The sequence below is a fragment of the Type-C symbiont of Plautia stali genome (genome assembly GCF_059730935.1).
In genome coordinates this window covers 2294776-2310463 of sequence record NZ_AP035923.1, presented here as the reverse complement: position 1 = coordinate 2310463, position 15688 = coordinate 2294776, and the positions used below count along the sequence as shown (strand labels likewise).

General features: G+C 60.4%; 12 protein-coding genes. 8 read left to right on the top strand and 4 right to left on the bottom strand.

What is annotated here, in order from left to right; genetic code table 11:
- Window positions 1–19 precede the first annotated feature (19 nt).
- The 3 genes from AC6I7J_RS10800 to yjfF are packed head-to-tail and all read left to right on the top strand — an operon-like array spanning window position 20 to window position 3532.
- Window positions 20–1540 (top strand): sugar ABC transporter ATP-binding protein, encoded by a 1521-nt coding sequence (locus AC6I7J_RS10800; protein WP_498005648.1) that lies wholly within the window; start codon window positions 20–22, stop codon window positions 1538–1540.
- Window positions 1533–2549 carry a galactofuranose ABC transporter, ATP-binding protein YtfT gene (gene ytfT, locus AC6I7J_RS10795; protein WP_058758461.1) on the top strand — a complete coding sequence of 339 codons (1017 nt, stop codon included), beginning with the start codon at window positions 1533–1535 and terminating at the stop codon, window positions 2547–2549. Before AC6I7J_RS10800 ends, ytfT begins: the two co-directional genes overlap by 8 nt.
- Window positions 2546–3532, top strand: coding sequence for a galactofuranose ABC transporter, permease protein YjfF (gene yjfF / locus AC6I7J_RS10790; RefSeq protein ID WP_021506182.1), 987 nt, complete (start codon window positions 2546–2548; stop codon window positions 3530–3532). Before ytfT ends, yjfF begins: the two co-directional genes overlap by 4 nt.
- A 470-nt stretch (window positions 3533–4002) precedes the next feature.
- On the opposite strand, the gene araA is transcribed toward yjfF, so the two are convergent.
- Window positions 4003–5493, bottom strand: coding sequence for an L-arabinose isomerase (gene araA / locus AC6I7J_RS10785; RefSeq protein ID WP_498005646.1), 1491 nt, complete (start codon window positions 5491–5493; stop codon window positions 4003–4005).
- 11 nt (window positions 5494–5504) lie between these two features.
- Window positions 5505–7190, bottom strand: a complete 1686-nt coding sequence (locus AC6I7J_RS10780; RefSeq protein WP_058769719.1) for a ribulokinase — start codon at window positions 7188–7190, stop codon at window positions 5505–5507.
- 366 nt (window positions 7191–7556) lie between these two features.
- Here AC6I7J_RS10780 and AC6I7J_RS10775 point away from each other — a divergent pair, with 366 nt between their 5' ends.
- The 5 genes from AC6I7J_RS10775 (at window position 7557) to AC6I7J_RS10755 (ending at window position 13332) form a co-directional block, all read left to right on the top strand.
- Window positions 7557–8540: an arabinose ABC transporter substrate-binding protein gene (locus AC6I7J_RS10775; protein WP_021506179.1), complete on the top strand. Its 984-nt coding sequence runs from the start codon at window positions 7557–7559 to the stop codon at window positions 8538–8540.
- A gap of 174 nt (window positions 8541–8714) precedes the next feature.
- Window positions 8715–10235, top strand: coding sequence for an L-arabinose ABC transporter ATP-binding protein AraG (araG, locus tag AC6I7J_RS10770; protein WP_021506178.1), 1521 nt, complete (start codon window positions 8715–8717; stop codon window positions 10233–10235).
- Window positions 10236–10252: 17 nt separating this feature from the next.
- Window positions 10253–11239, top strand: a complete 987-nt coding sequence (araH, locus tag AC6I7J_RS10765) for an L-arabinose ABC transporter permease AraH (protein ID WP_021506177.1) — start codon at window positions 10253–10255, stop codon at window positions 11237–11239.
- A gap of 57 nt (window positions 11240–11296) precedes the next feature.
- Window positions 11297–12214: an arabinose operon transcriptional regulator AraC gene (araC, locus tag AC6I7J_RS10760; protein WP_021506176.1), complete on the top strand. Its 918-nt coding sequence runs from the start codon at window positions 11297–11299 to the stop codon at window positions 12212–12214.
- Window positions 12215–12291: 77 nt separating this feature from the next.
- Window positions 12292–13332, top strand: coding sequence for an oxidoreductase (locus AC6I7J_RS10755; RefSeq protein WP_021506175.1), 1041 nt, complete (start codon window positions 12292–12294; stop codon window positions 13330–13332).
- Between the two features lie 62 nt (window positions 13333–13394).
- Here AC6I7J_RS10755 and add read toward each other — a convergent pair whose 3' ends face one another.
- Window positions 13395–14393, bottom strand: a complete 999-nt coding sequence (gene add / locus AC6I7J_RS10750) for an adenosine deaminase (RefSeq protein WP_127834039.1) — start codon at window positions 14391–14393, stop codon at window positions 13395–13397.
- 118 nt (window positions 14394–14511) lie between these two features.
- The gene (locus AC6I7J_RS10745) at window positions 14512–15687 is read right to left on the bottom strand and encodes a MalY/PatB family protein (RefSeq protein ID WP_498005643.1); all 1176 of its coding nucleotides are present in this window, start codon (window positions 15685–15687) and stop codon (window positions 14512–14514) included.
- Between the last annotated feature and the right edge of the window lies 1 nt (window position 15688).

Genomic DNA, 15688 nt, shown 5'->3' with positions numbered 1-15688 from the left:
GTAAGCGAGGCAGAATCTGATGAGCAGCTACGATGAAACACCCCTGCTGAGCCTCAACGGCATCAGCAAAGGCTTTCCCGGCGTCAAAGCGCTGGATAACGTGTCGTTCAGCATCCGCAAGGGCGAAATTATGGCGCTGCTGGGTGAGAACGGCGCGGGGAAATCGACCCTGATTAAAGTGCTGACCGGCGTCTACACGCGGGATGCCGGCACCATTACCCTCAACGGCGCGGTGATTGCGCCGCACAGTACCGCCGATGCACAGCAGATGGGCATTGGCACCGTTTATCAGGAAGTGAATCTGCTGCCGAATATGTCGGTGGCGGATAACCTCTACATTGGCCGCGAGCCGCGCCGCTTCGGCATGATCGATCGCAAGCGCATGGTGCGCGACGCCGATGCGCTGATGCGCAACTACGGCTTCGCGCTGGATGTGACGCGTCCGCTCGGCCACTACTCGGTGGCGATGCAGCAGATCATTGCGATCTGCCGCGCAGTCGCTCTCTCCGCGCAGGTACTGATTCTGGATGAACCAACTGCCAGCCTCGATGCCAGCGAAGTGGAGATGCTGTTTACCCTGATGGCGCAGCTGAAAGCCAAAGGCATGAGCCTGATTTTCGTCACCCACTTTCTCGACCAGGTGTACCGTATTACCGACCGGATTACCGTACTGCGCAACGGCCAGTTTATCGCCACGCGGGACACCGCTACGCTGCCGCAGATTGAGCTGATCAAGCTGATGCTGGGGCGAGAGCTGCTGGAAACCGCACTGCAGCGCCAGGGCAGCACGTTACGCAGCAATCAGCCGGTGGTGTCGTTTGAGGATTACGGTAAGAAAGGCACCATTGAACCGTTTAGCCTGCAGGTACGGCCGGGCGAAGTGGTGGGGCTGGCCGGGCTGCTTGGCTCCGGGCGCACCGAGACCGCCGAGGTGCTGTTTGGCATCCGCCGCGCCGATCGCGGTACCGCCACCATCAAAGGCAAAGTGCAGCACATCCGCACGCCGGCCAAAGCCTCGCGTCTCGGCATGGGCTTCTGCCCGGAAGATCGTAAAACTGACGGCATTATCGGCGCGGCCTCGGTGCGGGAAAACATCATTCTGGCGCTGCAGGCGCAGCGTGGCTGGCTGCGGCCGATCAAACGCCGTGAGCAGCAGGCGATAGCCGAGCGTTTTATCAAGAGCCTGGGTATTCGCACGCCGCACGCCGACCAGCCGGTGGAGCTGCTGTCGGGTGGCAACCAGCAGAAGGTGCTGCTGTCACGCTGGCTGGTGACTAAACCACAGTTTCTGATTCTGGATGAGCCGACGCGCGGTATCGACGTGGGCGCCCACGCCGAGATCATTCGGCTGATTGAGTCCCTGTGCGCCGACGGACTGGCGCTGCTGGTCATCTCCTCTGAACTGGAAGAGCTGGTGGGCTATGCCGATCGCGTGCTGATCATGCGCGATCTGAAGCAGGTCGCCGAAATTCCGCTGGAACAGCTGTCGGTGGCGTCGATCGTCAACGCCATCGCGGACGGAGGAGCACAACATGCTTGAATCGCCTATGACACACGAAAAACCGGAACGGCGGAAGCCGAAGCTGCCGCCGGGCATGCCGCAGATCGTCGCGCTGATTCTGGTGCTGCTGATCGACAGCCTGGTGGCGAATAACTTTTTTGCTATTCACATTCAGGACGGGCGGTTGTTCGGCAGCCCGATTGACATTCTCAACCGCGCCGCACCGGTGGCGCTGCTGGCGATTGGTATGACGCTGGTGATCGCCACCGGCGGGATCGATCTGTCGGTAGGCGCGGTGATGGCGATTGCCGGCGCGACGGCGGCGACGCTGACGGTGGCGGGGCACAGCCTGAGTTTTATTATTCTGGCTACGCTCGGCACCGGGCTGCTGTGCGGCCTGTGGAACGGCGTGCTGGTGGCCCTGCTGAAGATTCAGCCGTTTGTCGCCACGCTGATTCTGATGGTGGCCGGGCGCGGCATCGCGCAGCTGATCACCCAGGGACAGATCGTCACCTTTAATAGTGACAGTCTCGCGTGGTTTGGCAGCGGTTCGCTGTGGCTGCTGCCGGTACCGGTGTGGATTACCCTGCTGGTGGCCGTGGCGGTGTGGCTGCTGACGCGCAAAACCGCGCTTGGCCTGTTCATCGAAGCGGTAGGCATCAACCTGCGCGCGGCGCGCAATGCCGGGGTGACCGGCTGGCTGGTGGTGATGTCCACCTATGCCATCAGCGGCGTGTGCGCGGCGGTAGCCGGGCTGATTGTCGCCGCCGATATTCGCGGTGCCGATGCCAATAATGCCGGGTTGTGGCTGGAACTGGACGCCATTCTGGCGGTGGTGATTGGTGGCGCCTCGCTTATGGGCGGGCGTTTTAACCTGGTGCTGTCGCTGGTTGGCGCGCTGATTATCCAGTCAATGAATACCGGAATACTGCTGTCAGGTTTTCCGCCAGAGCTGAACCAGGTGGTGAAAGCGGTGGTGGTGATGTGCGTTCTGCTGCTGCAGTCGCCGCGCTTTATCGCCATGCTGAAGGGGAGACGTAAACCATGATCAAGCGTCATTTACCGTTAATGATTACCCTGCTGGTGTTTGTCGCGGGTTACCTGTTCTGCCTCAGCCAGTTTCCCGGCTTTGCCTCAACACGGGTGATTTGCAACATCCTCACTGATAATGCGTTTCTCGGCATCATCGCCGTCGGCATGACGTTTGTGATTTTGTCCGGCGGCATCGATCTGTCCGTTGGCGCGGTGATCGCTTTCACCGGCGTGTTTCTGGCGCGCATCATCGGCGACTACCATGTCGATCCGCTGCTGGCCTTTGCGCTGATTCTGGCGGCAGGCGCGCTGTTTGGTGCCATGATGGGCTGGCTGATTGATGCATTAAAAATCCCGGCCTTTATCATCACGCTCGCCGGGATGTTTTTCCTGCGCGGCTGCAGCTATCTGGTGTCGGAGAACTCGATTCCTATCGATCATCCGCTGTATACCACGCTGTCGAGCCTGGCGTGGAAAATTCCCGGCGGCGGACGTCTCAGCCTGCTGGCGGTGATTATGCTGGTGGTGGTAGCGGGGGGCATTCTGCTGGCGCACCGTACGCGCTTCGGTAATCAGGTGTACGCCATTGGCGGCAATCTGACGTCGGCTCAGCTGATGGGCGTTTCAACGCGTGCCACCACGATTAAGATTTATATGCTGTCGACCACGCTGGCGACGCTGGCAGGCATCGTATTTTCCATTTACACCTCGGCCGGCTACGCGCTGGCCGGGCTGGGCGTCGAGCTGGATGCCATTGCTTCGGTGGTGATTGGCGGTACGCTGCTGTCGGGGGGCGTCGGTACGGTGCTGGGCACGCTGTTCGGGGTGCTGATTCAGGGGTTGATTCAGACATGGATTAACTTCGACGGCACGCTGAGTTCGTGGTGGACCAAAATCGCCATCGGTATCCTGTTGTTTGCCTTTATTGCGCTGCAGCGTCTGCTGACGGTGATGTGGGACCGCCAGCAGAACGCGCCGGTTAAGCGTTTAACGTCTTAGTTGTGATCGCATGTGTCTTTTAAGAGGTGCGCAAACTGGCGCACCTTTTTTTATGCACAGATTCGTGGATGTTGGGTGGGGTTGCTGTTTTAGCGCTCAGAGTCGTGAAAGTTTGGTGGGTTTGCTGTTAATTGAGTGCCCGGCCCCATCAAGGCCAGCCCGATCGCAAAGAAACCCCGCATCCATGCCGATCGGCCGCGCCATCCCTGGCGCGGACGCTTTGCTATTCGGGCTGGCCTTGATGGTGCAAGTGAGATTGTCATTGCTGTAGTCAGTACGACGCTTAATGGCTGATGCAAATTCGGCTCCGGTAAAAGCGCAACCAACCTGCATTAAGGAAACCAGGGCGGCCGGGGCGACAGGGCGGTATTCATGCCGGCTTTACGTAACGCCTGCCGTTGTTGACTGGACCCAGTTTCGCCATAAAAAAAGCCGCGATACACTCGCGGCTTACTTCAATTTTCAGGCAATTAACGTTTCAGGCGGTAGTACGCGTCGTTCCAGCGCAGCGCATTTTTGAAGGCTGGCAGGCGCGTCTCGTCATCAATCACCAGCACTTCAATGCCGTGCAGTTCGCCGTACAGGTACATATCCTCAACATCCAGCGCCTGGCTGAACACCGTATGGTGTGCGCCGCCCGCCAGGATCCACGCTTCAGAAGCGGTGGCCAGCGACGGCTGTGCGCGCCACAGCGCACGTGCCACCGGCAGCTTCGGCAGCGCCTGCGGCTGTTCAATGGTATCGACCACGTTGACCAGCAGACGGAAGCGGTCGCCCATGTCGATGACGCTGGCGTTCACCGCGCGACCCGCCGGCGTCGAGAAAATCAGACGCGCCGGATCGGCTTTGCCGCCAATGCCGAGGAACTGCACATCAATCAGCGGCTTCTCCTCTTTGGCGATCGACGGGCACACTTCCAGCATGTGCGAGCCCAGTACCAGCTCGTTGCCCGGCGCGAAGTGGTAGGTGTAATCCTCCATAAACGAGGTGCCACCGGCGCGCGTGCCGGCCTGCACTTTCAGGATGTGCAGCAGCGCGGCGGTTTTCCAGTCGCCTTCACCGGCGAAACCGTAGCCCTGAGCCATCAGGCGCTGAACCGCCAGACCGGGCAGCTGGGTCATACCGTGCAGCGTCTGGAAATTGGTGGTAAAGGCTTTACAGCCTTCGCTATCGAGGAAGCGCTTCAGGCCCAGCTCAATGCGTGCGGCATCCAGCACATTCTGCCGCTTGTCGCCGTTTACAGACGCCGCTGCGCTGAACAGATACTGGCTCTCATATTCGTCGACCAGCGCGTTGACATCACCGTCGCTGACGCTGTTCACCACCTCAACCAGATCGCCGACGCCCCAGCCGTTAACCGCATAGCCAAACTGAATCTGCGCTGCCACTTTATCGCCTTCGGTGACCGCCACTTCGCGCATATTGTCACCGAAGCGCGCCACTTTCAGATGCTGGCTGGCCTGCTTCGCCAGGGCGGCATTGATCCAGCGCGCGATACGCTGCTGGCTGGTTTTATCCTGCCAGTGACCGGTCACTACGCTGTGCTGCAGACCCATGCGCGCGCCAATGAAGCCGAACTCACGGCCGCCGTGCGCGGTCTGGTTCAGGTTCATGAAGTCCATGTCCATGCTGTCCCACGGAATTTCCGCATTGAACTGGGTGTGAAACTGCAGCAGCGGCTTATGCAAAATACTCAGTCCGCCAATCCACATTTTTGCCGGCGAAAAGGTATGCAGCCAGGTAATGATACCGACGCACTGGCTGTCGTGATTGGCCTCGCGGCACAGCGCCAGCGCTTCATCCGGTGATTTCACCAGCGGCTTCAGCTCAAGCGGCACCGGCAGCGTACCGGCCTGGTTCAGGCCGTCCATCACCTGGCGCGCATGCTGCTCAACCTGGCGCAGGGTTTCCGCTCCGTAGAGATGCTGTGTACCAATCACAAACCAGACTTTCTGTTCCATTCATCGCTCCTTTACTTAGCGGATGCGGCGCGCGCGGCGTACTGCGGTTCAGCCGCCTGGCACCAGTGTTGATAACGTTGATAAAGCTGCTGATAAGTCGCCACGCGCGCGCTGTCCGGCTGCAGGGTGACGGCAATCGGACTGGCCATCACCTGCTGCGCCGCTGGCACATCGGGGTAAACGCCGGCGGCAACGGCGGCAAAAATCGCCGCGCCCAGCGCGCAGCACTCATCGGAAGCGACAATGTCCAGCGGCCGGTTCATCACATCGCAGCAGGCCTGCATGATGGCAGGGGATTTGCGCGCAATGCCGCCGAGCGTCAGGATGTTCTGCACCGGAATCTGCTGCTGCTCGAAGCACTCCATGATGGCGCGCGCGCCAAAGGCGGTGGCGGCAATCAGGCCGCCGAACAGCGCCGGCGCATCGGTGCCGAGGTTGAGGTCGGTAATCACGCCTTTCAGGCGCTGGTTGGCGTCTGGCGTGCGGCGACCGTTAAACCAGTCCAGCACCACCGGCAGGTGATCGAGTTGCGGATTTGCCGCCCAGGCGTCGGTCAGCTGGCGGATCAGATCCTGCTGCAGCGCGGCCAGCTGCGGCTGTAATTCAGGATGGCGCTGCGCCGCCTGCTGTAAAGGCCAGCCGAGCAGGCGACTGAACCAGGCATAGATGTCGCCGAACGCCGATTGTCCGGCTTCACAGCCGATGGCGCCCGGCATCACGCTGCCGTCGACCTGACCGCAGATGCCTTTGATCGCGCGATCGCCAACCTGTTCGCTGTCGGCGATCAGGATGTCGCAGGTCGAGGTGCCGATCACTTTCACCAGCGTGTACGGCTGTGCGCCCGCGCCAACCGCGCCCATGTGGCAGTCAAAGGCGCCACCGGACAGCACCACCTGTTCTGACAGGCCAAGACGCTGCGCCCATTCGCCCGACAGCGTGCCGACCGGCACATCGGCGGTAAAGGTATCGCTGAACAGCGGCGAATCGAGCTGTTCCACCAGCATGGGGTCGAGCGCGCGAAAGAACGCCGCCGGCGGTAAACCCTGCCACTCCGGATGCCACAATGATTTGTGCCCGGCGGCGCAGCGTCCGCGCCGCAGATCGGCCGGTGCGGTGGTACCGCTCAGCAGCGCGGGCACCCAGTCGCACAGCTCTACCCACGACACCGCCGCCTCTCGCACCGCGGCATCGGCACGCGACACGTGCAAAATTTTGGCCCAGAACCATTCGGAGGAGTAAACGCCGCCGATGTAGCGGGTATAGTCGGTGAACTGGCCGCTGCGGCACAGGCGGTTGATCTCTTCGGCTTCTTCTATGGCGGTGTGATCTTTCCACAGCACAAACATGGCGTTGGGATTGCTGGCGAATTCCGGACGCAGCGCGAGGACGTTGCCGTCGCGATCGATGGGGGCCGGCGTCGAGCCGGTAGAATCGACGCCAATACCCACCACCGCGGCGCGCTGCGCCGGGGTTAACGCCTGCACCACGCTGACGATGGCCTGCTCCAGCGCATCAATATAATCCTGAGGATGATGACGAAAGCGGTTGGCGTGGGCATCGCAGAATTCACCCTTTGCCCAGCGCGGATAGTTGACCACCGCCTTTTCCAGCTCTTTACCGCTGTGGCACTCCACGGCCAGCGCTCGTACCGAGTCACTGCCGAAATCCAGCCCAATTGTTATGGCACCCGCGCTCATCGGGATTCTCCTGTGTGAGTTGTCTCGCTCTATCCTGGAATGGGGCGCGGGCGGCGGTTAGTCATCAGCGGCTGAGAATATGCACTTTTCTGTCATCGGCGGGGTTGTGTGATCGACAGCAAAAGTTAATGTCCGGTTAATTTTGCTGAATATATGGAGGATTTAGTCATCGTTTTGGGATGTGATACCGCTCTACATTTTTCCGCGCTTTTCCCGCTACAACTAGCCCAGCGTTTGCACAGCCTTTGTACAACCTTTGAGCTAACGCGCTGATTTTGCGCTGTACCCGAACGTGAAATCTGATTGGTAGCGTTTACACCGATTCGTTGATAACAGCGATAAAACACCATTGTGCCGGAGAGCATCATGCATAAATTCACTAAAGCACTGGCGGCCGCAGGCCTCGCCGCGCTTATGTCACAATCCGCTATCGCCGAGACCATGAAGCTCGGTTTTCTCGTCAAACAGCCGGAGGAACCCTGGTTCCAGACCGAGTGGAAATTCGCCGATAAGGCCGGCAAAGATCTCGGCTTTGAAGTGATCAAAATTGCCGTGCCGGACGGTGAAAAAACCCTGAACGCTATCGATAGTCTGGCGGCGAGCGGCGCCAAAGGCTTTGTCATCTGTACCCCGGATCCCAAGCTGGGCTCGGCCATCGTCGCCAAAGCACGCAGCTATGACCTGAAAGTGATTGCCGTGGATGACCAGTTTGTCACCGCCAAAGGCAAGCCGATGGATACCGTACCGCTGGTGATGATGGCAGCGACCAAAATCGGCGAGCGTCAGGGCCAGGAGCTGTACAAAGAGATGCAGAAACGCGGCTGGGATGTGAAGCAAACCGCCGTCATGGCGATTACCGCTAACGAACTGGATACCGCGCGCCGCCGCACCGGTGGTTCGATGGCCGCGCTGAAAGCCGCCGGCTTCCCGGAGAAGCAGATTTATCAGGTGCCGACCAAATCCAACGATATCCCGGGCGCGTTTGACGCCGGTAACTCGCTGCTGGTGCAGCATCCGGAAGTGAAGCACTGGCTGATTGTCGGCATGAACGACAACACCGTGCTGGGCGGCGTGCGCGCCACCGAAGGCCAGGGCTTCAAGGCACCGGACGTGATCGGTATCGGCATCAACGGCGTGGATGCGGTAAGCGAGCTGTCGAAGGGCGCGCCAACCGGCTTCTACGGTTCCCTGCTGCCAAGCCCGGACGTGCACGGCTACAAGAGCAGCGAAATGCTCTACAACTGGGTGACCAAAGGACAGGAGCCAGCGAAATTCACCGAAGTGACCGACGTGGTGCTGATCACCCGCGACAATTTCAAAACCGAGCTGGCGAAGAAAGGGCTGATGTAAGTCGGTTTTAAGCCGCCCTCAATGTGATGTTAATTAACAGGCAGCCGGCATAGTTCGTGCTGTAGCAAGGCGGCAGGCACGTTTATCCCCGGGAGCTTACTGAGGTCAGTGACCGGGGTAAATGTGCGCAGCCAACGCCGCTACGGTGCGAAACATAGAGGCTCAGGAGTTCCCATGAACACGGATCCAGCATTTCTGTCATTTCATGGCATCAGCAAAACCTTCCCTGGCGTGAAAGCGCTGCAGGATATCTCTTTTCAGTGCCGCGCCGGGGAAGTGCACGCGCTGATGGGAGAAAACGGCGCGGGCAAATCCACGCTGCTGAAAATCCTCAGCGGCAGCTATCAGCCCAGCGGCGGCGAAATCCGCATCAAAGGCACAGCGAAAAGCTTCAGCAATACCGTTGATGCGCTGGATGCCGGTGTAGCGATCATTTACCAGGAGCTTCATCTGGTACCGGAAATGAGCGTGGCGGAGAACATCTATCTTGGCCAGCTGCCGCACAAGCGCGGGCTGGTTAATCGCAAGCTGCTGCGCTACGAAGCCGGTCTGCAGCTGAAAAATCTTGGCATGGATATCGACCCCGACATGCCGCTGAAATACCTGTCGCTCGGCCAGTGGCAGATGGTCGAAATCGCCAAAGCGCTGGCGCGCAACGCGCGCATCATCGCCTTTGATGAGCCGACCAGTTCGCTGTCGGCGCGCGAAATTGAGCATCTGTTCCGCGTGATTCGCCAGCTGCGCGAGCAGGGCCGGGTGGTGCTGTATGTGTCGCATCGCATGGAAGAAATTTTCGCGCTGAGCGATGCCATCACCGTGTTTAAGGATGGGCGCTACGTGCGCACCTTCACGGATATGGCCAATACCCACCATGACGATCTGGTGGAGGCGATGGTCGGACGTAACCTCGGAGATATCTATGGCTACGCGCCACGTGAGCTGGGCCCCGTGCGTCTGCAGCTGGACCAGGTGGAAGCGAAAGGCGTGCGGATGCCGATATCGCTGACGGTGCGCGCCGGAGAAATTGTCGGTCTGTTTGGACTAGTCGGTGCCGGCCGCAGCGAACTGATGAAAGGGCTGTTTGGTGCCACCCGGCTGCGCGCAGGCACGGTCACGCTGGACGGTAAACAGCTCAACATTCGCGAACCGATTGATGCCATCCGCGCCGGCATCATGCTGTGCCCGGAAGATCGCAAAGCCGAAGGCATCATCCCGGTGCACTCGGTGCGCGAGAACATCAATATCAGCGCGCGCCGCCACAACCTGAGTGCCGGCTGTCTGATCAAGCCGGGCTGGGAAGCGAAAAACGCGGACCACCACATTCGCTCGCTGAACATCAAAACGCCGGGCGCGCATCAGCTGATCATGAATCTGTCCGGTGGCAACCAGCAGAAGGCAATTCTGGGCCGCTGGCTGTCGGAGGAGATGAACGTGATCCTGCTCGACGAACCGACGCGCGGCATTGATGTCGGCGCCAAACATGAAATCTACAACCTGATTTATCAGCTGGCGAACAAAGGGATTGCGGTGCTGTTTGCCTCCAGCGATCTGCCCGAAGTGATGGGACTGGCCGACCGCATCGTAGTAATGCGCGAAGGTGAGATTGCCGGTGAACTGCCCCACGACGCCGCCACGGAGCAGCTGACGCTGAGCCTGGCCATGCCGAAAACCACTCAAGCGGCCGCCGTGGCCTGAGGTAAAGGAGAGTAAAAATGGCTTCATCTACCACGTCCAATACGCCACCGGTGCAGCGCAGTGGCCTGCAGCTCGGGCGCATCTGGGACAACTTCGGCATGCTGGTGGTGTTTGCGCTGCTGTTTATCGTCTGCGCCATCTTCGTGCCTAATTTTGGCACCTTTATCAACATGAAAGGGCTGGGCCTGGCGATGTCGATGTCCGGCATGGTGGCGTGCGGCATGCTGTTCTGCCTCGCCTCCGGCGATTTCGACCTGTCGGTGGCGTCGGTGATTGCCTGCGCTGGCGTCGTCACCGCCGTGGTGATCAACATGACCGAAAGCCTGTGGATCGGCGTCGCCGCCGGCCTGCTGCTCGGTATGGCCACCGGCTTCGTTAACGGCTTCGTGATTGCGCGTCTCAAAATTAACGCGCTGATCACCACGCTGGCGACCATGCAGATTGTGCGCGGCCTGGCCTATATCTTCTCCGACGGTAAAGCGGTGGGGATTGAGGATGAGCGCTTTTTCACCCTCGGCTACGCCAACTGGCTGGGCGTGCCGGCACCGATCTGGCTGACCATCGCCACCATGATCGTGTTCGGTTTCCTGCTGAACAAAACCACCTTTGGCCGCAACACGCTGGCGATTGGTGGCAACGAGGAAGCGGCGCGGCTGGCCGGGGTGCCGGTGGTGCGCACGCGCATCATCATCTTTATCCTCTCCGGGCTGGTGTCAGCGGCGGCCGGCATTATCCTGGCTTCACGCATGACCAGCGGTCAGCCGATGACCTCGCTCGGCTATGAGCTGATCGTCATCTCCGCCTGCGTGCTGGGCGGCGTGTCGCTGAAGGGCGGTATTGGCAAGATCTCCTACGTGGTCGCCGGGGTACTGATTCTGGGTACCGTCGAGAATGCGATGAATTTATTGAATATCTCGCCATTCTCACAGTATGTGGTGCGCGGTTTGATACTGTTAGCGGCGGTGATCTTTGACCGTTACAAACAAAAAAGCAGAACCGCCTGATCCCGCGGGCGCAGCCGCAACGCTGCGCCCCAACGTCACACGAACCGGGAGATCCTTATGTACCACCGCGAAGCGCCGAGTGAACAGCAAAATCCGTTACTGCCGGGCTATCCGTTTAACGCCTGGCTGGTGGCCGGCCTGACGCCGATCAACGCCGGCGATCAGCTCGATTTTTTTATCGATCGCCCGCACGGCATGAAAGGTTACATCCTCAATCTGACCATTAAAGGCCAGGGACGGGTGTTTGACGGGGCGTCAGCGTTTGACTGCGAGCCGGGCGACCTGCTGCTGTTTCAGCCGAAAACGCCGCACTACTATGGCCGCGCGCCGGACAGTCCGTGCTGGCACCATCGCTGGGTCTATTTCCGTCCGCGCGCCTACTGGACCGACTGGCTGCAGTGGCAGGATCAGAACCAGGGCGTTGGCCGGCTGCGGCTGCCGGATGCGCTGCGCGCCGAATTTGACCGCCTGTTTGCCAGCATCGAACAGACGCATAATTCCGGACGCCGCTTCGCCGAAGAGCTGGCGATGAATCTGCTGGAACGCCTGCTGCTGCGTGCGGTAGAAGAGGATCCGCGCAGCCATCAGCAAATTCGCGATCCGCGCGTGATTGAAGCCTGCCAGTACGTCACCAATCATCTGGCCAGCGAGGTGAAAATCGAGGAAGTGGCGCGCCACGTCTGTCTGTCGCCGTCGCGTCTGGCCCACCTGTTCCGCGAGCAGATGGGAATCAACCTGTTACGCTGGCGCGAAGATCAGCGGGTGATCCGCGCCAAGCTGCTGCTGCAAACCACTCAGGAACCGATCGCCTCGGTGGGGCGCGAGGTCGGCTACGACGACCAGCTCTACTTCTCGCGCGTGTTCCGCAAGCGGGTGGGCGTCAGTCCGAGCGATTTCCGCCGCCGCAGTCAGGATGCGCACGACGCACTGGTGGCCCAGGAGAGCTGGCAACCGGCACGGAGTGCGATCTCCTGAGCTTTCAGGTGATTCCGCCTTGTTCTTACTGACTGATTCGTCTTAAATCAGTCAGGTCACGAACAAGAGGAATGAGAATGAGCGATAAACTACGTGTCGGCCTGATCGGCTACGGATTTGCCAGCAAAACCTTCCATGCGCCACTGATCGCCGGTACGCCAGACGTTGAGCTGGCGGCGATCTCCAGCAGCGATGCCAGTAAAGTGCACGCTGACTGGCCGTCGGTGCAGGTGGTGGCCGATCCTCAGGCACTGCTGGATGACCCGACGCTGCACCTGATTGTAATTCCTACCCCGAACGACACCCATTTCCCGCTCGCCAAAGCGGCACTCAATGCCGGCAAGCATGTGGTGGTCGATAAACCGTTTACCGTGACGCTGTCACAGGCGCGCGAGCTCGACCAGCTGGCCAAAGCCAAAGGGCTGCTGTTGTCAGTGTTCCACAACCGCCGCTGGGACAGCGATTTCCTGACGCTGAAAACGCTGCTGAACGACGGCACGCTGGGCGAGGTGCGCTATCTGGAGTCGCACTTTGACCGTTTCCGTCCGGAAGTGCGTCAGCGCTGGCGCGAAATGAAAGGCCCGGGCAGCGGGATTTGGTTCGATCTTGGACCGCACGTGCTGGACCAGGCGTTGCAGCTGTTTGGACCGCCGGTGGCGATCAACGTCGACATGGCTGAACTGCGTCCCGGCGCGCAAACCACCGATTACTTCCACGCGGTGCTGACTTATCCCACCCGGCGCGTGGTGCTGCACGCCAGCATGCTGGTGGCCGCGGAATCGGCGCGTTTTGTGGTGCACGGCACGCGCGGCAGCTACGTTAAGTACGGGCTCGATCCGCAGGAGGACCGTCTCAAAGCCGGTGAACGTCCGCCGCGTGAAGAGTGGGGCTACGATATGCGCAACGGCACGCTGACGCTGGCCGAGGGCGACGTGATGGTGGAAAAAGAGCTGCTGACGCTGCCGGGCAACTATCCGGCCTATTATGCGGCGATCCGCGACGCCATTGCCGGTAACGGTGCCAACCCGGTTACGGCGGAAGAGGCGATTCAGGTGATGGAGCTGATTGAGCTTGGCCTGCAGTCGGCGGAGAAACGCCAGACACTGTCCCTGAAGTAAACCGGACGGCGTTATCGCCAGCCGATCAACAAGGAGCGCAATCTGCGCTCCTTTTTTATGGCTCAGGCTGCAACGCGCTGGCGCAGCGCGGCTTTCTCCGCCTCGGTTAAAAAGGCGATAGCGATGCCGTTCTCTTGTGCCTGGCGAATCTCGGCGGCGCTCAGGCCCGCCTGTGGCGCAGCGACCTCATATTCATGCGCCAGCTCAATGCCCTGTACTGCCGGATCGTCAGTGTTGATGGTTGCCAGAATGCCGTGCTGCAGGAACGCCTTCAGCGGATGGCTGGCCAGCGAGGCCACGGTGCTGGTCTGAATGTTCGACGTCAGGCAGGATTCAATGCCAATGCGCTGTTCGGCGAGGAAATCCATCAGCGCGCGGTCTTCAATCGCTTTGACACCGTGACCGATGCGCTCAGCGCCCAGTTCGCGGATCGCCTGCCAGATGCTCTCCGGTCCGGCGGCTTCACCGGCATGCACGGTAATGCGGAATCCGGCGTCGCGGGCGCGGTTAAAGTGGCTGAGAAACTCGCTGCCCGGGAAGCCCAGTTCGTCACCGGCGAGATCGACGGCAGTGATGCCGTCGCGGTGCGCCAGCAGACCTTCCAGCTCGCGCAGGCAGGCTTCTTCGCCGAAGGTGCGGCTCATGATGCCAATCAGCTTCACATCAACGCCGTACTGCTGCACGCCCGCGCGCACGCCATCAATCACCGCTTCCACCACGCCAGCAATCGGCAGCTGATGGTTCATCGCCATGTAGCCCGGGGAGAAGCGCAGCTCAGCGTAATGGATACCGGCCTGCGCGGCGTCAGCGACGTTTTCCAGCGCTATGCGGCGGCAGGCGTCGAGATCGCCCAGCACTTTGACGCCCCAGTCAAGCTTCTGCAGAAAGCTCACCAGGTCCGGCTGGTTGGCGGTCACCTGCACGTGCGGACGCAGCGTATCCAGCGTATCGGCGGGCAGCGCAAGATTGAACTGGCGACCTAAATCGAGGATGGTCTGGGCGCGGATATTGCCATCGAGGTGGCGGTGAAGGTCGGTGAGGGGAAGTTTCGCATCAATCATGTCGCACTCGCTGAATTAACGTAAAGTGCAGACCATTATAAAAACATCTTGCGCAACCGCGCCAGTGATTTGCGCAAAGCGGGCAGCGGATGCTGAATTAATCAGCATCCGCTGTGGTTCAGAACGATTGCAGTGCGGCAATCAGCCGGTCCAGCCCGTCATCCAGCTTGCTGCGCGGGCAGCCGGCGTTGAGACGCAGATAGCTGCGGCTGGCGCTGCCGTAAGTGCTGCCTGGCATAATCGCCACCTTATGCTGCTGGATCAGCCGCTGCTGCAGCGCGACGTCATCAATGGCCAGCGGCGCGGTGTCAATCCATGCCAGATAAGTGGCCTGCGGCGGTTGCCAGTTAAGCCCGGCAAACGCCGCGTTGAGCCGTTGCGCAATGTGCTGCATATTGGCACGCAGATAATCGCGCAGCGCGTCGAGCCAGGGTGCGCCGTGACGGTAGGCGGCAATGGTGGCAGCCAGCGCCATCACTGCCGGTGACGACAGCCCGTCCTGCTGCTTCAGCGCGTGAAACCACGCCCGGCGATCGTCCGCGTGCGGAATAATGCCCCAGGCGCCGGTCAGCGCCGGAATATTGAAGCTCTTCGAGGCCGAGGTAAACAGCGCCCAGCGGCCTTGTGCCACCTCGCACCACGGCGTGTGGCGCGCCGCGCTCAGCACCATATCCATATGGATTTCGTCGCTGATCACGCTCACGCCATGCCGTTCGCACAGTGCCGCCATCTGCTGCAGCTCTGCGCGCTGCCACACTTTGCCGGTGGGATTGTGCGGGCTGCACAGTAACATCACCTTACAGCGCGGCCGCGCCAGCAGGCTTTCCAGCTGAGCCATATCACAGCGCCATGTGTCGCCAGTGCGCTGCAACGGCAGTTCCAGCACCCTGCGCTGATTCCCGATGATTGTCTGGTAAAACGCATCATAGGCGGGCGTATGAATCAGCACTTCATCCTCCGCCTGCGTCCAGTGGCGCAGCAGCTGCGCCACCATATAAATCACCGACGGGCCATACACCAGCGACTCTGCCGCGATCTCGCTGGCAAAGCGGCTATGCATCCAGTGCTGCAGGGCGGAGAGGAAATCCTCGTGCTGCCAGCGGCTGTAGCCCAGCACGCCGTGATTCAGCCGCTGCTGCAACGCGTCAATGATGCAGGGAGCGGTGGCAAAATCCATGTCCGAGATGGTGAAGGGCAGCAGATCGGCCACGCCAAAGCGGTCGGCGACAAAATCCCACTGCGTGCACCAGCTGCCGTGGCGATCTACCACCCGATCAAAATTAAACGCCTGCATG